The following is a 20,000-nucleotide window of genomic DNA, read 5'->3' on the forward strand; positions in this document are numbered from 1 at the left end:
AATTCCCTTTGATCTTCTTAAGCTTTTCCATCCTAGAAAAAATGTCCTCTGCATGTCCAGGGATTTCCAAATCCTTACGATAGAATAAGGCTCGCGCATACCAGAGTTTAACGGTCAAATCTGCTGGATTTTTTTCCACGAACTTTTGGAGATAAGGAATCGATTCCGTCTCTTCCTGAGCTTCGTTCATCTTGAGAATTTTTTCTTTAACCGCACGGTTCCATTCTTTCCGATTCTCTTCGTTCGCAAAAATCGAAGAACAAAAAAATGCCAAGAACAAAAACCAGATTGATAAACGAATAAGAATCATGATGAAATCGAAAGAAATTTACAGGTATGTGAAAAGATTCTTTCCGTTTTCCGGATAAACGTCCACTATAAAATCGTAGGCATTTCCGGTTTGATCCGTCAAAGAACGTATTCGTTCTTCCAAATCCTTTTTCGTGTATAAACCAAACGCACCGACTCCGATTCCGAAACACATATCTTCGGGACCGATGATTCCGAAAACTTGAGACATCACTTTCTTACGAAGCGATTCTAGTTTTTTGAAATTCTTTCCATGAAATTCTATTCGAAAAAATTTCATAAGTCCTCTTTCACCGTCGGTTGCGATTCTCATCAAATGAATTCTGGAAGAAACGACGTCTCGTTTGTCTCGGAACAACTCTCCCAGAATTTTTCGATCGTGTTCCTCGAACGCGGGAATAACAGGTTCCAAAGAATGAAAGATCAAATTTTCGATTTCCTGAGCGTTCTCTTCCATAAGCGGATCTTTGAAAAATAGAAAAAATCGAAACGGAATTCCGAAATTGGACAAGGGAATCGTAAGAATGGAAATACAAGATTCCAAATCAATCGGATCGAATTTCTTTCTAAAAAAACGATCCATTTTTTTTTCTTCGGTGATTTCGATGTAAGAATACGTTCCCAATTCTTTTCCGATGTATTGATCGTCGTAGAGAAAAATCATATTTTCGGACGTGCGCTCTTTCAGTCCGTAAGTTACAAAAGGACTGTAACTTCCGTTTCTTCTATTGTAATAGTGGATCGAAAATCCGAAAAGTTTAAGGCTCGAAAACACAGAAGTATAGTATTTTAGAATAAACGAATATTCAGATTCCAGCCCATAACTAAGCTCGTCCAAAACTTCCAAAATTTTTCTTCGATCCCGAATCTGAAGAGTATTCAACCATTTCATATAACCCGGACCCAACTCCATATTGCGGGAACGGATCGGCTTCGACTGCGATTTAGCGATTTCTTCTACCGGAGAAGTGGATTTTTCACGGATAGGCTCGCTCACTTTGGAGATCAAATCCTCCAATTCCGGAGTAAAAATTTCGGAACGTTTCTTTTCAATTTCAGGCGGAACAATCGTATGTGCTTTGAATTTTTCGGGGGCTCTTAAAAAAGCGGGGGAAATATAGCCTTCTTTTTTTAACTCAAAAGGAAGAACAAAAATGGAAGGACCGTCTTCCCGTTTGACCTCCTTCAGACTGATCGAAGGATTATTTAAATCCGAGTCCACCTCTTCCGAGGTTAAAGTTTGTATCTCTTCTACTTTGTCCGTTTCTGCTAACTCCAGAGTTTTTTGCTTAGCAGTTTGAAGTCTGTCGATTCCCTTCGAGATCTGTCCTACAATCTCCTGGATTTCTTTTCCTTCTTTACTCGTAAAAAGATTTCGTTTTATTCTTAGAATTCTGATCATTAGGTCGATCAAAAATAGTATGGCGAGAAACCCCGAAAGGAATAAAAAGAAAAGTCCTTCACTTCCCGGTTTTAAGATGAGAATCCCCTTTAAAAAGCCGTAAGAATTTTCGGGCATCGCGTAATAATACCCAATAAATGGAACGGAACCGATTTGAATCCGATGAACAGCGCTTTGAGATCGATTCATCTCATCGATCAAAAGGAAAGAAATCCGACCCTTATTCAAGCCGTCGTATTGTTTTCCGGGCTCCACATAACCCCCGAATTTCAAGTCCGGAATCAACATGGATTCGGTTCCGGAAAAAGAAACACGAAACAAATCCTCTTTGAACTCGGCGAGAATCAATTTTTTCTCCTTAAGATTGGGAAGACAAAGTACCAAAGAGGGTTTCAAAAATAATAAACGACTTGTTCCCGCTTTTAAGATTTCCGCCAAAAGTTTTCCTTCCGCATCTTTGCGGGAAACGAGATCCGACTCCGCGACAAACTTCAAACCGGAAACGATCGGAAATTCCAACTGTAGATTTTCCAATTCCGAAGAAGAATTTATTTTGCTAAGTCCCGCTTCAAGACGACGAAGCTCTTCGTTTAAATTCGAAAAAACGGACTTCATTTTAATTTTATAATATACTCCATCCGGAAAGTACGGCACGAGCATATAGTAAAAAAAAGAAAGGACCGATACGGTTAAAATTGCGATTCTTAGCTTGAGTCCGGTCATGAAAAATCCCTTTTCAGAAGCAGTATAATCCTCAGAAAAATGTCCCTCAGCTTAAGAACTTTTTCCTTATGATCAAATTCCTTCTCCACTATGATTGATTGAACCAAAGTGGAAGATATGATTCCCAATCCGCAGATTCCGAGTAAAAAGGACAGGAACACAAGAATCTGAAACAACTGTTTTGTTCTGGATCCCTTGTCATACGAAAGAAAAATCGCATGATCGCCGATTTTGTTTTTTTCCCAAAGAGGACGATCTTTCCATTCGATTGCAGGTTTATTGAACTCTGTCAGTATCTCTTCCAGATTATCAGGATAGTTAAGCGACCTAAGATCATTCGAGCCTATCAAAGAATTGTTCCCGATGTTTTCGGATTTAAAAATCCAATAGACTTGTTTATCTCTGATGTTAAACGGAAGCGATATATGTTTCCCCAAAACAAAACCTTTCATCCAGAGAAACCATTCTCCGTTTTTGCTTCGATAGATCGGAATTCCGGAACTGTCAAAGTTGATTTCAGAAGGTAAGATTTTCAAATCCCCTAAACGAAGATCCCCGTTAAAAATTTCTTTCGTCTTTTCGCTGGAATATACGAGACGATACGATGAATCATATACTTTGATCGATTGCAGTCCCAAATTCTTTAGCAAACTTTCGCCGAGTTCCTTCGCTTCTCGCGGAAGGGAAAAAATTCGAATTGTATATTCTATTTTGGAACTCACCTCGAAAAAAGGAACTTTCTGGGCCTGCGACCAAACTTTTAAAAAGCCATCCCTCTTTAAAAATCCTTCGTTTCCTGCCGGATTCAAGGGAAACTTCATAGAAGACTCTTTCCACTCTTCCTTAAAAAAAGGGATGGAAACTGGAATCAGCCCTAATAGAATCAGAGTTAAAGCCAAGGCGATTTTTCTGTGAAAATTGGACGTCACTGCTCTTAGTATCGGCCTTTTTGGTCTAACCTAAAAGAAGAAAATCGGATAGAATATTATGATCTTTTATATGTTTATCGATGGGGTCGGATTCGGACCCGACGATCCGAAAACAAATCCATTTTCCAGATATGCAAATTCGTTCTTCCTACCGCTTGCGGGGAAACCGATTCCGGAGAACGCCCCCGAATCTCTTAAAAATACGATTTTCCTAAAAACAGACGCAAGCATGGGGATCAAAGGCCTTCCTCAAAGTGCTACCGGTCAGACTTCTCTTTGGACGGGAATCAACGCTTGTAAAATACTCCAAAGACATCTAAGTGGATTTCCTACATTTACCCTCAAAAAAATCATTAGCAAATATTCCATCATTCGAGTTTTGGAAGAACACGGTTTTAAAGCAGATCTTCTGAATTGTTACACTCCTGCATTCAGTGAACACGTGAAAAAAAATCCCCGTCACCTTTCGGCTTCCACTTTAATTCAAATGGCGAGTGATAAGCCCCTCAAGGGAATGGAAGATCTTCGTCAAGGCAAAGGCCTCTACATGGACATTACTCACGAATATCTGAAAGAATTCTCCAAAGGTTATTTGGACGATTCCGACGAATTGTTTCAAATTAGAGATCCGTATAAAACCGGGAAATCCATTATCCGTAATTGCAAAGAGGATAGTTATACCCTTTGTATTTATGAGTTTTTTCTAACGGACAAAGTAGGTCATAAGATGCACTGGGAAGCAGCCCAAAAATACATAGGGGAATTGGAAGCCTTTCTGATCGGAATATTAGAAGAATTGAATCCAGAAGAAGATCAATTAATCGTAACCTCCGACCACGGAAACATAGAGGATTTAAGCGTGGACGTTCACACACTCAACCAAGTTCCAACGATTCTTTACGGAAAATACACTTCACAAATGAAAAAAAAGATTCGGTCGATTGTGGATATTCCTTCCGCAATCTACGACGTTTTAGGAATCGATATTGAACTCAGGGACGAGGAATTTATAAAGGCGGAATGATCTAATGCGAGTTAGGTTAAGGCAAAATTTTGATAAAACTACAATTTGTCTTAGATTTTATAGAGGTTTCCTGAAAATGATTCATGATTTTTCCGTTTAAGAATTTGTTCAGCTTATCGAGAAAAAAATTACGAACGTATTTGAAGATTTCAACTTTACGCTCAGGAATTACGATTTAAAGCTTGTCCCAAAACTATCCGATTTTATCAGCATCTCTGGGGATTGTTCCTACGTTTTGGGACAGGCTCTTAGAAAACATAGAATTTAGAAAAATGCAATTTTAAAAATTCTAAATTCATTTCTTGTAATCTTAAAACCGTTTCTATACGAAATTGCTCCGTGGAGAATTGTTATATTTCCGATTGTCACATAGAATCAATTGTAATTACCGAAAGAAACATCGATCGAATTGTATTCAAAACGAATTACGAGTACGGCGGGACTTTAAGTTCGGAAAAATGTTCGGTCTATGTACAAACTGAAATTCTTAAGAATCAATAGATTCGAATTTACTTTAAATTTGGAAATAAATTCGTTCTTTTAAATCTCAATCCAATCTTTCAGTTTCCAAATCCTCTTTGCTTTTCGCCTTGTCGGATTCCTTATAATGAAGATTATCTTCCACTTGATCCAAAGATTCCTTTTTCCATGCGCTCGCTTTTCTTCCGACCGGAGAATCCGGATATCTATCCGAAGCTTCTTGAAATAAAGCCGCCGCCTTTTCATATTTTCCGCTTTTGAAATAGATCGTACCTTTGCGAAAAAGAGCCGTTTGATCCAAGGAACCGTCTTGATTTCCCAAAACTCGGTTCAAATATTGAAGAGCGGAATCGGATTTGCCAATTGCTTCGTAACTTTCGGCAATGTAGAACAAAGCCTGTTCTTCGGCTTTAGGACTAATTCCCATTTCAAGAGCTTTCTTGAAAGTATCGATTGCCCCATAATACTGTTTACGAACGTAAAGTTGTCTTGCCTTCTCTAAAATTCCGCTTCGAAATTCCGAAGTGACTTTTTCTTTTTCCGGATCAAAATAGAACCCGGCTTGGGCGTAGTCATCGTATACATCGTATGCGGACCAATCCTTTCCCATTCTGCGAAGGGATTTTCCCCAGCGAACACGTGCCTTTACATTTTCAGGATCCTCTTGCAATGCAAGAACATAGTTTTTACGAGAAAGATCGTAATTACCCTTCTTCATATAATAGTCCGCAATGGCGGATAACGCGTTAGAACGAAATTTCGAATCGGCGGAAATTCTGAGAACTTCCTCAAGATGTCCCTTTCCCTCCTCGTCTCGATTGAGCTGTAAAAGAAGATTTCCCATTGAATAAGCGACCTTAGAACGTTCATCTCTGGAAAGACCTTCTTTCTGGTTCAATTCACGATAGATTCCGAGAGCCAAAAGACTGTCTTGGTTTCTTTCCAGGGCCCTTCCCATATCGTATTTCACTCGAAATGAATATTCCTCGGGAATCTCTTTTGCGGAAAGTTCGGAGAAGATATCCACTGCTTTTTCAGCCGCACTGGGATTAGTTTGTTTTAAGTACTCTTCCCCTTCTTTAATTCTTTCGAGAACCGACATCCGTTTAGAACCCTCGTCTTGAACCGTGGTCTGGTAAACTCCGATTAAAAGACCGGCACAAATGAATAAAAATCCAGTAATTAAGATGATAGAGCGGTTCATGGATTTCCTCCGGAGATCCGAGACAGGCAACGCTTCGACCAAAATTCTGAGCGTTCTGTGTTATAAAATTTACTATCTTTATTGATGAAATACTTAAGGGCTTCTTGATAATTCCCTTTTTTATAGTAAGAGAGTCCAGTGAAAAATTTAGCTTTCCCTTTTAAGTACACGGAATTTCCGTCTTTAGCGTACGATTTCAAGTAGTGAATCGCGTCCGAATATTCTTTTTTCCAGTAGGTTCTCTTTAAGATCCTATCGAGTTCGTCGTCGGTTGCGGAAAATTCTTCCTCCTCCTGTTTATCTTTAGCATTCTCTTCCTGTTGCTTATCTATCGAACCCTCTTCCTGTTGTTTATTATCTACCGAATCTTCTTCCTGATTATCCTTTACTTTCGATTGTTCGTTTTCCTCCGAATTTTGAACATTATTCGAATTAATCGCAACAAAGGATTCATTTTCGACTAGATTGAATCCTTCCTTATCCTGATGTTTTACCGTAACTCCGAAATAGATTTTCGAATCTAAAGATTTCATCCGAACCTGTGCTACCGTATCCGGGTGATTTATCTCGCCCAATTTACGGACACTTCCCCCGAGAAAAGTAGCGGTTCCGCCGCTCAAGGGTTTGAGAGCCTGATATATCGTGTAAACTGTATTCGCATCCGCTTTTTCAGGAGCCTTCCATTCGAGTTTTACATCAAGGTCTTCAACGGTTGCTTTAATATCCTTTACATGCATTTCATCTTCCGAATATTCAGAAGATGCAATATCATTGGAACCATCCTTATTCGGATTTCCGATATAAAAAAATCGAGTAAAGGATTGTCCGTTTATCAGGGGTAAAACTTCTTTTGCACCGGATCGGACGCTGACACCGTAATAGATCGTTCGAGATTTGTTCAGATCCTGGTCCAAGAACGTGGATTCGGGATGACTCAATTCGGTCAACTTTTCCGCTTTTCTCATCAAAGATAAGGAAGACATGGGTTCCGAAGAACGATAAACAGTATAAACGGTCGCGTTCGGAATCGCCTTTTCATACGGAGTCCAATTCAATCGAAGATATTTGCCTTCTCTTTTAACCGTCAGATCGATCACTCTTGCGTCATCTGGAATTTCAGGAATTTTATTGTCTGCGTTCGAAACTCCCGGCGCAAGTGCGTGTTCGATGACGACCGGAATCGTTGTGAAGTTTTTTCCAGGAATCAGTTTGATCATATTCTTTTTAACGCGATGCGCTAAAACGACCGCGTAGTAATAAGTTCCCGGTTTGAGATTGTAATCGAAAATCTGGGTCACTCCGCCAGCGATTCCACTCGGATACTTACCCAATGAATCAGCAATCATACATTTCTCGGGAGTATCGATCATAGATGAAGCGCGAGCAACGATGATTTCACCGGTTTCTTTCGGGGCATCCCAGAAGATTCGAATCGAATTTTCATCCTTTTTTAAAATTTCCGCATGGATGGAATTTGCCACGCTATAATTCTCCACCTGATTCTGATTGAACGTGTTCTCCTGAGCTTTTGGAAAGGAAACCAACGTTATAAACGAGAATAGGAGCAATATACGAGTACGAATTTCCATAAAAGAATTGTCTTTGGTACTTATATCGACAGTCTAAACTGAGTAATTTAACACTGATTCGAAGAGAAATTCGTTTTAAACATGCAATAATATAAGATTCATTATTTCGGATTTGACATTTCCGAAACGATCAATTAGACATAATCCAAGTAAGAATTATGAGCGATCTGGATTATTACGAAAACCCTGAGTATCAGAATTTTCTGATTTCCAGCAAACGCCGCGAACTCACTCCTCCAGAAATTGTATTCAAACACTTTAGTCTTAAAGAAGTAGCAAACTTGGTCGATTTCGGAATGGGACTCGGCTATTTTACGCTAGAGTTAAAAAAACAACTTCCCAAAGACGCTTGGATCTGGGGTGGGGAATGCCAACAAGACTTAATCGACGAAGTCCTTCATTGGAAAAACCGAGACGAGATTTCTAATTTCACTCCATTTTTTATCGAAAAATCGGACCATCCACTTTTACCGGAATGGATTCCAACACCTGATGCGGTTTTTGCATCTTTAGTTCTATCCACATTTCCAGATCCTGGGCTTGCCATGGACGGACTTATGCGCTCGATAAAAAGAGGAGGAAAATTGATTGTTTTAGACTGGGTGAAGAATGAATACACAATCGGCCCAAAAATCAATGATAAGATTTCCTTAGATAAAATGAAATTCTTAGCCGAAATGTATCACTTGGATATTGTAAAAAACATTCGGGTTTCCGAATATGTCTATGGTCTCGAAGTAATCGCAGGTAAAGACTTCGAATACGGATTTTACGACCTCAGAGAGGAAGAAGACATAACGGACGAATTCATTCGTTCGTAACTTTAGAGTCTGTCCCAAAACGTAGGAACAATTGCAGTGATCCGCGGGGATTCTGATAAGATCGAATTGTTTCGGGACACGCTCTTGGAATTTTTATAAAAAAATCGAGAAAGTGCAAATCGATCCGAATAATCAACCTCGAAAAATTTTCATTCGATTCATTTAAAAATGTACCAATAATCATTTTGAATAGGATCATAACCATAAGCGCTTCCGTGACTATCAGATACTTGGATGATTTGAGAATGGTCCTTATCACTTTCCGTGAAATCTACTCTTTCCAAAATCGGACGTAATCCTTTTCGAATTTTAAAAACCACAGTCCCGTCGGAATGCAGCTATAGTGGAGAAGGAAGGAGACGACCACTTTGTTCGACCTTATCTGGAAACACGACCTACAAAGGTCCCTTCCTTGTCTTCTTCCGTTTCGTAATTCTGAAGTTCCACGTTTAAGAATTGGCCCACTTTAAGACTTCTGAGTTCCGACTCATTCAGCTTTACTTTGAGATAATTGTCCGTAACCGCAATCCCTCCCTGTTCCAAAATCGCTTCTCGAACCTGACCGATGACAGATAAAGAATATTTTTTATGAAGATCTCTTGAAAGCGCGTTCAAAATATAAACTCTCTCTTTTTTGGTTTCCTTGCTTATTGAATCGGTAAATGTTTCAGCTAACGTGTTTCTTCGTACGGAAAAAGGAAACACATGAATTTTTGCAAAACCAAGTTCCCTTACCACTCGAACGCTTTCATTAAACATTTCCTCAGTTTCGCCCGGAAAACCCACAATCACGTCCGTTCCCAAGAATAAATCGGGAATTTTTTCCCTTACGGCTTCCACTCGTTTACGAAAAGTTTCCGGCGTATACGTTCGTTTCATTTTTTTTAGAATTTGCTTACTTCCGCTCTGCAAAGGTATATGGAGAAAAGGAGTAAACCGGGGATGAGTCATCAGTTCCGCAAGCTCGTTTCCCACATCGGGGGGTTCTATCGAAGAAATTCGAATTCTTGAATATTCTAAAACATTTAAAATATCTGCCAGAATTTTGTTGAAGGCTTTCTTATTTTCGTCGTCTCTATACCAGCCGAGATTCACGCCAGTCAGAACGATCTCACCAACCCCATGGTCTTGTAAAAAATGAACTTGATCCAATACGTCTTGATATTTTCTGCTGACTCCAATACCGCGCGCCTGTGGAATTTTACAATACGAACATTTACGATTACATCCATCTTGGATTTTCAAATAAGCGCGCGTATGACCGTTCGGTAAAACGTCCGAATAAGAAAAACGATCGTAAGAAAATTGAATCAGTTGATTCGAATCGATCAAACCCTTCTTTTCCAAGATCATGGCGGGAAGTTTCGATTTTTCCGTATTTCCGACAACTCCGACCACACCTGGAATCGCTTCGATTAACTCACGATCCGTTTCAGCATAACAACCGGTAACCCAGATTTGAGAACCTGGAAACTTTTTGATCGCATTTCGAATTGTATTTCGATTTTTAGAATCGGCTTTATTCGTCACGGTGCAAGTATTGATGATAACTACTTCAGGATATTCTCCTACTTCTACGGAACGAAATCCGTGTTTGCTCAAGGACGAAAACAAACCATCCGACTCGAAAAAGTTGAGCCTGCATCCTAGAGTATTAAAAAGAACCGTTCTTTCAGCTATTGGTGATAAGGGCATTGAGCTTAGCTTCAATTCTTTTTAGATTATCTTTAAAGTGAGAATTTTCAGGTTCGAGTTTCAGTGCGGATTCGATTTGTTCTTTTGCGGAATTTAAAAAATTCTTCGCGTTACCGAATCTGCCTTTTTTATTTTCTTGATTGGAAGCCTTCTCATAAACCAACGCAAGATTATTTAACACGTTCGCATTGTTCGGAACAAGAGAGTTAGCCCATTTCAGACTTACTTCTGCTTTTTCGATACTCCCCAGATAATAATAAATCTGTCCTTCCAACACCAAAGGACGATAGTCATTGGAATCTTCCGCCTTTAATTTTTCAGTGATATTAAGGGCATCTCTCACTTTCCCATTATAAAGAAGCGCAGTTCCGAAAAGAAGACGAATGTCCTTATTACGCGGATTAAGTTCGAACGCGCGAGCAATCACTTGCAAACCGTCAAATTCCCTTCCGCTGTTTAAAAGATATTTTGTGTAGTCCAAACTGACCGCCGCGTCTCCGGGTTTGATTGAAAGGGCTTCGGACCAATGAGAACCAGCGGACTTAGTCCTACCTAAAGCGAAATGACAATGGCCCGCAAGATAATGAGATTCATAAGAACGCTTTCCTCTTTCATGAAGAGCGCGAATAATTTCTAAAGATTTCTCGTAGTTCTTCGCTTCGAATTCCTTGAGAGCAGAGGTATAATATTCCTCATTCGATTGCGTCGATACGGAAAAAGACAAAATGGAAAGACAAATGCTTGATACAAATAAAATTGCAAACTTCATGGTATGGTTTTACATAATACGCTCTTTTGAATTCCTTAGGCGGTCATACTCATTGATTTCGCATTAATGCAATCGATGAGAGAATGAAAAGGTTCCACCGGATCGATATAAACGATAATACTAGGATACTTCTGCATCAAAAAATGCTCAATCTGTTCCTCCGAAAGAACGACTTGGTCTTCCATTTCAAGAACCGGAAGGCCGTCCGCATTTCGATAAATTGAATATTCTTCCTGACCGAGAAAATCGGTCAAAAGCATGTATCCAGAGCCGTAGTAAATTCCTCCCTGAAAGTAATACTTATAAAAGACCCGTACTTCGGGAAGAAATAAATCGGGGTAAAAAACACAGAGAGAAATTTTCTCGATCCCCGCAATGGTCCTGATTTTCCTAAGGTGAAACCAGATCTTCCGAATCAGAAGATAGGAAACCAAAATCAATACGGGAATGAGTATAGGCATCCTTAGACTAAGGCAATTTCTTCCGACCTTTCGGGATTACCGGAAGAATTGTCGTCTCCTCCAGCCTTGGAATCGGCCGGTTTATAGTCCGTCCATGGAGTCTCCACAAACTCGAGCTTGCCTTCTTTGAAATCGATTTCAATTTTTGTAGGTTCCTTATAAGCTCCCTTAAGTGTTTGTACTGCCATATGATCTTCCAATTCTCTTTGGAAAACTCTTCGAAGCGGCCTTGCGCCAAACTTCTCATCATAGCCGATATCCATGATATGATCCTTTGCCGCTTGAGTAACGGAAACTTGAATCATTTTTTCACGAAGTCTTTTGTTCGTATCGGTCACCATAATATCGATGATGGACATGATATTTTCTTTGGTGAGGGAACCGAAATAGATAACTTCATCTACGCGATTTAAGAACTCGGGATTGAAATATTTTTTCAATTGATCACGTGTCTGATCCGATTTATATTTCAACGCTTCGTCCTTGCGATCTTCGAACCCGAGTCTTCCTCCGGCTTGGATTTCTTTCGCACCAATGTTGGAAGTCATAATGATGATCGTGTCTCGGAAGTTTACTTTCCGTCCCTTCGTATCGGTCAGGTTTCCTTCTTCCATAATTTGGAGGAGAATATTGAAAATGTCATGGTGCGCTTTTTCAATTTCATCCAAAAGAATAATGGAATAAGGTCTCTTTCTGACGAACTCGGTCAATTGACCTCCGTCATCATATCCCACATAACCGGGCGGAGCTCCGATCAAACGGCTTACCGCGTGCGGTTCCATATATTCGGACATGTCCACACGAAGCATAGCATCGTCATTTCCGAAAAGGAAATTTGCAAGAGCTTTTGCAAGTTCGGTTTTACCGACTCCCGTAGGTCCTAAGAAAATAAAAGACCCGGTAGGACGTCTTTCGCTTTTGAACCCGGTTCTAGCACGGCGAACCGCTTTTGCGATTTTTTCGATCGCTTCTTCCTGACCGACAATTCGTTTTTTCAACTCGTCTTCCAAACGAAGAAGTTTATCCGATTCGGATTCTTCCATTTTCTCCAAAGGAATTCCAGTCCACAAAGATACTACGGAAAGAATATCGTCTTCATCGATATTGACCGCAAAGTCTTCCATCTTCTCTTGCCAAGCACGAATCTTTTCTTCCATTGCCTGTTTTTTCCGATTCACTTCATCACGAACGCCTGCGGCTTTCTCGTATTCTTGGGCGCGAACCAATTCCTCTTTTTTAGAGGCAAGTGATTTGATTTCCTCTTCCAGATCTTTGATCGTTTGAGGACGCGCACAGTTCGCTAAACGGGCCTTTGCTCCCGCTTCGTCAATGATATCGATCGCTTTGTCTGGTAGATATCGATCATTGATATATCTGTGAGAAAGTTTTACGGATTGCTCCAAAGCTTTATTGGAGTACCGCACTTTATGATGAGCTTCATAGGCTTTCTTAAGGCCCTGGAGAATCTGAATCGCGTCGCTCACGGAAGGCTCCGCAACTTTCACGACTTGAAATCTTCTTTCCAACGCGGAATCTTTTTCAATGTATTTCCGGTATTCCGCGCTTGTAGTCGCGCCGATACATTGAAGTTCTCCTCTTGCAAGAGCAGGTTTGAGAATATTCGCCGCGTCAACGGCCCCTTCTGCAGCACCCGCTCCGATCAGAGTGTGAAGCTCGTCGATCAAAATGATAATATTCGTGGAAGAAGTAATCTCCTTCATAATCTTTTTCAGACGTTCTTCAAATTCCCCTCTGTATTTGGTTCCCGCAATTAAGGACGCAAGATCCAAAGAAAGAACTCTCTTGTCGAACAATAGATCAGGAACGCTTTTTTCTACGATCGCAAGTGCCAACCCTTCTACGATCGCGGTTTTACCAACTCCGGACTCTCCCACGAGAACAGGATTGTTTTTGGTTTTCCTGGAAAGAATTTGGATCACTCTCTGAATTTCAGTAGCTCTTCCTACGACTGGATCCAGCTTCTTATCCTTTGCAAGCTGAGTTAGGTCGCGCGCAAATTCGTCTAAGATCGGAGTTTTCGTTTTCTCCTGGCGAGACGGAGTCCCTTGTGGTCCAGATTGGGCGGCGGAACTTACACCAACGGAACTAGTAGGAGGAGCTCCGAGCAAACGCAAGATTTCGCTCTTTATAACATTATAATTTACGCTAAAAGAATAAAGCGCGCCACCTGCTATGTTGTTGTTATCTCTTAACAACGCAAGAAGGATGTGCTCCGTTCCCACGTAATTGTGTTTGAGACGTTTGGCCTCTTCTTTGGAAAGTTCGATGATTTTTTGATAACGATCCTGGCCTCCGGCCACATCCATGAGCAAGGCTCCAGAAGCTTCCCGTGTTCTTCTTTCCACCTCTTTTCGTAATTCGTTGAGGTTAATATTGAGGTTGTTCAGGATTTTGATAGCAACCGAATCTTCCTCTTTCAGAAGACCAAGCAGGATGTGCTCCGGCCCGATATAGTCGCTACCAAGACGCTTCGCCTCATCCTGAGCAATCTCATTGATAACTCTTTTGGCTCGTTTCGTAAATTCCAGCATATCAAGCGCCTTTGTATTTTATTTGTAAAGATTAGACTAAATTCGCTTTGAAATTCCCACCCAAGGGAACGGATCATCGATTTAAATTAAGTATCGGAACATTTTCAAAAAAGAAGCGGGGAAGTTAGCGTAAAATTAATTCCGGGCTTAAAATGCCAGTTCCACCTGTAAGGCTAAATAATAAACTAAATTTAAAAAGGAATTTTTTTGAGAAAAAGTAAAATTTTTTAAATAAAAAACGGCAAATTCGGATGAATTTTCCGGATAGAATTCCAAAAAACCGGGTATTTTAAAAGAAGTGTTTTTCCGATTTCTCCAGGACTTCATGGAAAGCTTGAAACTAATTTTAACTCCCGAACCTGCATTCGTTGGACAAGAAGTGACATAACCAAATTCAGGATCGTAATCAAAAAGATTTTGATCTTCCAATTTCTCCAAAGGAGAACTTTCAATTTGTCGGAATAATTCGGAAATCGTAGGTGCTAAAACTTCCCAACGGAGATGGTCTTCATCTCCGAAAAATAAATTTCCTTCCCCCCAAGGGATCCGAGTCGGGAAATCTTTAGTTTCAAAGAAAATAGGATCGACATTTAAAATATGTATTAAAAATTCTTTGAGGATTTTTGTAGGAACTCCAACAGTTGTTCTGGTGGCAGTTGGATAGATCCTACCGGAAAGATTTCGCCCGATTCTCAAGCGATATGTAAACGGAGATGTAATACGATCCAATTCGAGAATCTTCCGTGATTCCGAAAAAGATTCGAATCGAAGCAAATCTTCAAATTCCTTACCTTGCAAAAATCGAGTAGAAAATTTGAAGTCTTTTGGCCTCAGATGTTCTTGATATTCTTTTCGAAAGAATTTGAGGCAATGAATACAACCAATCTTTCCTTTTTCATTCCAAGTGACTCGGTCGGTTCCGCAGTACAAACACTTCTCGGAATTCATACGTTGATAAACTTCTTAGAATCTTTTATAAAAAAGCGAGGAGTTTCTTAATCTTAAAACCAAAGTTTCCAATAGGAATCCCATAAAGGATATAAAAGCCTGTCCCAAAACCTGAAAAAAATCAGTTACAATCATTCAGTAGTTCGTAATAAAATCACTGATCTCTGAACCCCTAAAACCTATCCACTAGAATAGGCTGCAGCTTACCACCCGCCATTTGATTTCTTTTATGAGCCAAGGAAGCAAGTTCCATATCATGTGTGACGATAACCATCGAAAAACGAAATTCCTTTTGCAGCTCTAAAATCAACGCCATCAGATTGCGAGAATTTTCCCGATCCAAATTACCCGTAGGCTCATCCGCAAGAATAAGCTTTTTTCCGGCCACGAGCGCCCTCGCAACCCCAACTCTAGCGCTTTCTCCGCCGGAAAGTTGAGAAGGAAAGTTATCATGACGATCTTTAAGACCAACCCGATCCAACATTTCAATCGAAAGTTGCCGCGCCTTCCCCGGTTGAACTCCGTTGATCAAAAGAGGAATACTTACATTTTCAAGCGCGGTAAAATCCGGAAGTAGAAGATGATGCTGAAAGATAAAGGCAACCTTTTCAGCTCTAAATTTTTCTTTTCCGGTTTCGGAAATTTGATCCAGTGAAACTCCGCAAACGTTGACCTCACCCGCGTCGGAGGAATCCATGGAACCTAAAATGTTCAAAAGAGTGGACTTTCCAATACCGGATTTTCCTTCCACGGAAACGATCTCACCTTCTTCCACGTCCAGATCAAGGTGATCCAAAATCTTAAATTCCTTATCGAGAATATGATAATTTTTTACCAGATTTCTTACTTTAATCAGACTCACGTTAGTCGTTCCTTATCGTATCCACTGGGTTAAGACCGGCGGCCCATCTTGCGGGAAAATAACCCGCGATCCCAGATAAAATCGTAGCGGCCGTAGTCACCATAAAGATAAATGAAATGTCTATATCGACGGGGATATGATCGAAGTAATAAACGTCTTTCGGAACCAGTTCTACGTTAGTCCACTCGGAATGATAAAAATAAAATCCGACCATATTGATTAGCTCGGAAATTCCATTTACGATCGTTTCCAAATTACTTGCTATAAAAATCCCGGAAACCCCTCCGACAAGAGAAGCAAGAACTCCGACAACCATCGCGTTTAAGGTAAAGATCAGTAAGATTCCGGATGAAGGTAACCCGAGAGCCTTTAATACTCCGATCGATTTTCTTTTCGCTCTCACTAAACTATAAACGCTCGCGACCATTCCCAGTGCAGCGAGAATGATAAATAAGAAAACAATGATAGAAATGATTGTCTTTTCCAGCTTCAAAGCCGTGAAAAAATTTTCCTGTTCCTCTGCGATCGTTCTCACACTAAAAGATGCAGAATAACCGATCTCGTTTTCAAATTCAGGATCCCTAAATTCTTTCAAAATTTCCCTTTTACAATTTTGCAAATCGTCCAGAGACTTCACTTTGATCGCAATCTGATTTACGGAATCCTTCAAATTAAAAAATTTCTGTGCGACCGGAAGCGAAAGAAAAACGTAATGTGTGTCGTAATTATAATAACCGGTTTTAAAAAATCCCACCGTGCGAAATGTTTTGATGGAAACGTCCACGCCTTTCCCAAGGGAAAACCTACCGCCTGGAACGGCCATGGTTAAATTAGCTCCAAGATTAAAATCATAAAGACCGGCCATTTCTTTTCCGATCAAAACCTGATTGTCGATATTGTATTTCTCGATCTCTTCCCTATTGTGATGAACGATTCTAGGAAAATTAGTAAGACGGTTCGCGATGAGATCATGAATGTTTTCAACGGGAAGCGCACGCACCATAATGGGAATAAACGAATTGGCGTTTTGAATCAAACCGTGACTTGTAATACTTCCGCCGATGGAAACGATCCTATCTTTAAGATAAGGATTCTTACGGATCCAAGCGATTATCTTTTCGTAATTTTGAATATCACCAGAATCGAATTTATTTTCAACCGTGATATGAGGTCCCCCTTGCCAAAGAGATTCTTTTACTTGCCGTTGAAAGCCGTTGAATATAGATAAGACGACAATCAAAAGAGAAACTCCGACTGTCATAACGATAAAAGACAATCTAGACTTCAATGAGAGAAGACCTGCTACCCGGGACCCTCGAATATAACGGGAGGTTATCAGAAATATTAAAGAACCTCGGAACAAACTTACCTTCATCAAAAAACTCTTAAAATTAGAAGGTGAAATCCTTCCTTAGTTTGACAATTCTCTGAATCCGAACCAGAATGTCAAAAATAAAGAAGAAAGTTCCTCAAACGTAGACCTTTTAAATTAAAAATACATGAGTCCCAATCAGGTTTATACACTTCAATTCATTTCAAAAGATACGCCTTCATCCACTTACATTTTATTTACGAGCGTTATCGATACCCAACAAGCAAAGATGGAGAAATTCGAAGTCATAGCAGTTGGGCAAGTGGAAAATTTAGGATCCGTTCAACTCTCCGTTTCAACCCATAAAGACATTGTGAAACTTTGCCAAAAACTGAAATACGAAGGTAAACAACTTAAGAGCCTCACGAATAAATTAACTGAGCTTTTTCAGACGAACGGTAAGTCGGATGACTTTATGGAACAATTGATTCACTACTTTAATAGTGAGGACAACGATCAAATCAAGTATATTCTTAATCAGGTAATCAACCAGGCCGCCGGGAACTTAAAACCCGATATTCAATTTTTTTATACTATTTTAGATCGATCGAAACTTAATGAAGAAAGCCAAGAAGGTCTTTTAGAAGATACTTCTTCCGAAGAAGTAGACGAAGATCTTCCACCTTTAGAACCAGCTTCGTTCGAAACAAAAAAACCAACGGAAACTTTGGAAAAATTCATTCCTTCGGGCTCCAGAGTCATTCCGATGAAATACGTTCTTTCTCCCGTTTCCGGAATCCAGATCAACACTTTAAAACCCGGAGACAAGATCATGATTCAATTATTAAAATCAGATTCTTCCTCTCAAAGTATCATCGAATCGATGAAATTGGAAACTCCGGAAGGACAAATCCGTCCCTTACCCGGAACCGTCGTCGCTTCTAAAAACAACGGAGTCGAAAACGAAACCGTCATTCAAATCGGTTCAGATGTATTCGGAAAAATTTATGAAGAAGAAAATTCGATTAAGGTCCGGCCTTATTCGGGAGAAAAACCGACCCTGATCGAAGAGAAACGTTCCACTTCTAAAAGTTCTTCACGAAGTTCCAAAACTTCCGAGGATTCGGGATTATTGATTACGATCTTCATCGCGCTTGGAGTTTTGGGAATTGCCATGACAGCAATTTTTTTATTTCTTTTTTAATAAAGCCAAATCATGAAAACAAAACTAGCCCAAATCATCCCCTTTATCATTTTGTCTTTTTGTATTATTAACATGTCTTTCGAACCGATCTTTTACGATCCTAAAGACATGGATTCCATGGAAGTTCTTTTAGAGGGATCTGGAAGAGAATTGGCTCCGCAATGGGGAATTGAAAGAGGACTGATTTCGAAAATCCGACTCACTTCCACAGTTATGGAAGAATTAAACGAAAAAACGATTCCGGCTGATGCGCAACTCGAAGCGACCGTAGATAGGATAAGCCGAATTCTTCTCGGACAGAAGATAATGTTGTTTATTTACGGATTTTTAATATTACTTTCCATTACTTCCTTTTTAGCCCTTTATTATAAAGCGTGGTTTTATACTTATTTAAACAGAAGTTTGTATTTGATTTCTATTCTTCCTGTTTTAATGTCTCTTCAACATCCCTTAAGAAGTATACCGCAAACTCCCATAATCGGAGCGATTTCATCCGTTTTTCTGTTCGTATTAACGATTTTATTAATCTATATGCTTTTTATGATCTCGAAAGTTTACGAAGACAAAGCTGATCGCTTTAACGTTTTTCAAACCATACAAGACGGAGAGGAGAGAGAATTTCAATCTGCGTCTTCTTCGAGAATTTCGTGGGTTCCCATGCTGTTTCATTTTGGAGGAATCATGTTGGCGGGAATCCTTCTGGGAAATTTGGTTTATATTCCGATTTTTCTTCTACAAAAGCATTATTCGTTCGAGTTCGGAATCCTATTGATCGTTCTCCTTTTGTTGATGATGGCTTTTTACATCCGAAATTACTTCAGAATGGGGAAGAACAACGAACTAACTTCGACCGGAAATATTACGTTATCCGTAAGCTATCTACAATTTAGAGTGATTCGAAATACGATCTTTATTGTGTTCACAGTCGTAGGAGTTACTCTTTTTGTAGTTCTTCTTTTTACAATTTTATCGATAAATACCTGGGTTCTCGACTTTGCTTCCAGTAAAGGTTTATAGGAAACAAATTCTTTTTTACAACTAACTTTGAAAACTTCCAGAATCTTCTGGAATTAGGACTTTTAGAAACGCTTTTGAACCGAAAAAAATCATATTGATTCCATAACTTTCAAATCTATCGCTTCAGAACCTTAAAGTAACGTGAGTTCGACGTAGATAACCGTCCTAATATTTCCGCAAATAAAATATGGGAACTCCCATATTTCAAGGAGCCAAGACAACATTGCAGTTGTATATTCTCATTTTAATCTTTACCATTCAAAGCGCGGGGAGTTCCCATAGATTGTCTCTTAGGAAAATACTGTGTTCAAACAGTCCTTCTTTTTCGTTGTTCAATTTCGTAGGAGAGTTCCCACATTTTAAAGCTTTAAGTCCGTAGTATCGTCCAAAACAACTCAAGCAAACGCTATCCAATTTACGAATTAAATTCGGGTCAAAACTTGAAGCCAAGTTCCATAAAAGTGAGGTCCTATAACGAGAAGACAAAGAGCTTTTTACGAAACAAGAATTAACCGAACACGCGTTATGGTAACAATAAGCTTGATGCAATCTCTCCATAGATTGGTTCTGAGACAAAAATAAACGGAGTTCAGGGAAAACGCTAAGTTTAGGCATAAAATTTTATGGCTTAAATTCCACGTTTTTGATTTCTTACAGTGGAAAATTCGAGCTTTGGGTGTAGTAAGTTGAATATTTTAG

16 protein-coding genes and 2 pseudogenes (1 of these 18 running past the window's edge) are annotated in these 20,000 nt (G+C 39.7%); 5 read left to right on the forward strand and 13 right to left on the reverse strand.

Annotated features, from left to right (window positions below):
- The 3 genes in view from LEP1GSC062_RS05275 to LEP1GSC062_RS05285 are tightly spaced (at most 18 nt apart) and all read right to left on the reverse strand, a layout consistent with a single transcriptional unit that may run on beyond the window.
- Positions 1 to 310 carry the 5' portion of a hypothetical protein gene (locus LEP1GSC062_RS05275; RefSeq protein WP_010577196.1) on the reverse strand. It extends 293 nt beyond the left edge of the window, so 310 of the gene's 603 nt are visible here — the first part of the coding sequence; it begins with the start codon at positions 308 to 310; its stop codon lies beyond the left edge, outside the window.
- Positions 311 to 328: 18 nt separating this feature from the next.
- Positions 329 to 2,434: a hypothetical protein gene (locus LEP1GSC062_RS05280; RefSeq protein ID WP_020983655.1), complete on the reverse strand. Its 2,106-nt coding sequence runs from the start codon at positions 2,432 to 2,434 to the stop codon at positions 329 to 331.
- Positions 2,431 to 3,363, reverse strand: a complete 933-nt coding sequence (locus tag LEP1GSC062_RS05285) for a hypothetical protein (protein WP_010577197.1) — start codon at positions 3,361 to 3,363, stop codon at positions 2,431 to 2,433. The genes LEP1GSC062_RS05280 and LEP1GSC062_RS05285 overlap by 4 nt, the downstream gene beginning before the upstream one ends.
- Before the next feature lie 58 nt (positions 3,364 to 3,421).
- Between LEP1GSC062_RS05285 and LEP1GSC062_RS05290 the strand changes: the two genes are divergently transcribed.
- Both LEP1GSC062_RS05290 and LEP1GSC062_RS05295 read left to right on the forward strand, forming a co-directional pair.
- A complete protein-coding gene (locus LEP1GSC062_RS05290; protein ID WP_010577198.1) occupies positions 3,422 to 4,387 on the forward strand; it encodes a metalloenzyme in 966 nt (321 codons plus the stop codon).
- Positions 4,388 to 4,502: 115 nt separating this feature from the next.
- Positions 4,503 to 4,888 (forward strand): annotated as a pseudogene (locus LEP1GSC062_RS05295) (hypothetical protein).
- A 46-nt stretch (positions 4,889 to 4,934) separates the two neighbouring features.
- On the opposite strand, the gene LEP1GSC062_RS05300 reads toward LEP1GSC062_RS05295, so the two are convergent.
- Together LEP1GSC062_RS05300 and LEP1GSC062_RS05305 are read right to left on the reverse strand one after the other, a co-directional pair.
- Positions 4,935 to 6,071 (reverse strand): tetratricopeptide repeat protein, encoded by a 1,137-nt coding sequence (locus tag LEP1GSC062_RS05300; protein WP_010577200.1) that lies wholly within the window; start codon positions 6,069 to 6,071, stop codon positions 4,935 to 4,937.
- Positions 6,068 to 7,660, reverse strand: a complete 1,593-nt coding sequence (locus LEP1GSC062_RS05305; protein WP_010577201.1) for a tol-pal system YbgF family protein — start codon at positions 7,658 to 7,660, stop codon at positions 6,068 to 6,070. Before LEP1GSC062_RS05305 ends, LEP1GSC062_RS05300 begins: the two co-directional genes overlap by 4 nt.
- 158 nt (positions 7,661 to 7,818) lie before the next feature.
- Between LEP1GSC062_RS05305 and LEP1GSC062_RS05310 the strand changes: the two genes are divergently transcribed.
- Positions 7,819 to 8,481 carry a methyltransferase domain-containing protein gene (locus LEP1GSC062_RS05310; RefSeq protein ID WP_010577202.1) on the forward strand — a complete coding sequence of 221 codons (663 nt, stop codon included), beginning with the start codon at positions 7,819 to 7,821 and terminating at the stop codon, positions 8,479 to 8,481.
- A gap of 158 nt (positions 8,482 to 8,639) precedes the next feature.
- Here the strand turns inward: LEP1GSC062_RS05310 and LEP1GSC062_RS25470 are convergent.
- From LEP1GSC062_RS25470 to LEP1GSC062_RS05355, 8 genes and pseudogenes are all read right to left on the reverse strand, one after another.
- Positions 8,640 to 8,836, reverse strand: a pseudogene (locus LEP1GSC062_RS25470) (hypothetical protein); the annotation flags it as partial.
- Between the two features lie 23 nt (positions 8,837 to 8,859).
- Positions 8,860 to 10,176 (reverse strand): tRNA (N(6)-L-threonylcarbamoyladenosine(37)-C(2))-methylthiotransferase MtaB, encoded by a 1,317-nt coding sequence (gene mtaB, locus LEP1GSC062_RS05325; protein ID WP_039941251.1) that lies wholly within the window; start codon positions 10,174 to 10,176, stop codon positions 8,860 to 8,862.
- The gene (locus LEP1GSC062_RS05330) at positions 10,154 to 10,945 is read right to left on the reverse strand and encodes a tetratricopeptide repeat protein (RefSeq protein ID WP_010577204.1); all 792 of its coding nucleotides are present in this window, start codon (positions 10,943 to 10,945) and stop codon (positions 10,154 to 10,156) included. The genes mtaB and LEP1GSC062_RS05330 overlap by 23 nt, the downstream gene beginning before the upstream one ends.
- 35 nt (positions 10,946 to 10,980) lie before the next feature.
- Positions 10,981 to 11,406: a hypothetical protein gene (locus tag LEP1GSC062_RS05335; protein ID WP_002627808.1), complete on the reverse strand. Its 426-nt coding sequence runs from the start codon at positions 11,404 to 11,406 to the stop codon at positions 10,981 to 10,983.
- 2 nt (positions 11,407 to 11,408) lie between these two features.
- Entirely contained in the window at positions 11,409 to 13,958 is a 2,550-nt protein-coding gene (locus LEP1GSC062_RS05340) for an ATP-dependent Clp protease ATP-binding subunit (RefSeq protein WP_010577205.1), read from the reverse strand.
- A 147-nt stretch (positions 13,959 to 14,105) separates the two neighbouring features.
- The gene (locus tag LEP1GSC062_RS05345) at positions 14,106 to 14,906 is read right to left on the reverse strand and encodes an ATP--guanido phosphotransferase (RefSeq protein WP_020983614.1); all 801 of its coding nucleotides are present in this window, start codon (positions 14,904 to 14,906) and stop codon (positions 14,106 to 14,108) included.
- A gap of 172 nt (positions 14,907 to 15,078) precedes the next feature.
- Positions 15,079 to 15,768, reverse strand: coding sequence for an ABC transporter ATP-binding protein (locus tag LEP1GSC062_RS05350; protein WP_010577207.1), 690 nt, complete (start codon positions 15,766 to 15,768; stop codon positions 15,079 to 15,081).
- Between the two features lies 1 nt (position 15,769).
- Entirely contained in the window at positions 15,770 to 17,143 is a 1,374-nt protein-coding gene (locus tag LEP1GSC062_RS05355; RefSeq protein WP_039941253.1) for an ABC transporter permease, read from the reverse strand.
- Positions 17,144 to 17,267: 124 nt separating this feature from the next.
- Between LEP1GSC062_RS05355 and LEP1GSC062_RS05360 the strand changes: the two genes are divergently transcribed.
- On the forward strand, positions 17,268 to 18,284 hold the full coding sequence (locus tag LEP1GSC062_RS05360; protein WP_020983627.1) for a hypothetical protein: 1,017 nt from the start codon (positions 17,268 to 17,270) through the stop codon (positions 18,282 to 18,284).
- Between the two features lie 12 nt (positions 18,285 to 18,296).
- Positions 18,297 to 19,301, forward strand: a complete 1,005-nt coding sequence (locus tag LEP1GSC062_RS05365) for an LIC_10230 family protein (protein WP_039941255.1) — start codon at positions 18,297 to 18,299, stop codon at positions 19,299 to 19,301.
- The last annotated feature ends 699 nt before the right edge of the window (positions 19,302 to 20,000 follow it).

The organism is Leptospira alexanderi serovar Manhao 3 str. L 60 (genome assembly GCF_000243815.2).
GTDB lineage: Bacteria > Spirochaetota > Leptospiria > Leptospirales > Leptospiraceae > Leptospira > Leptospira alexanderi.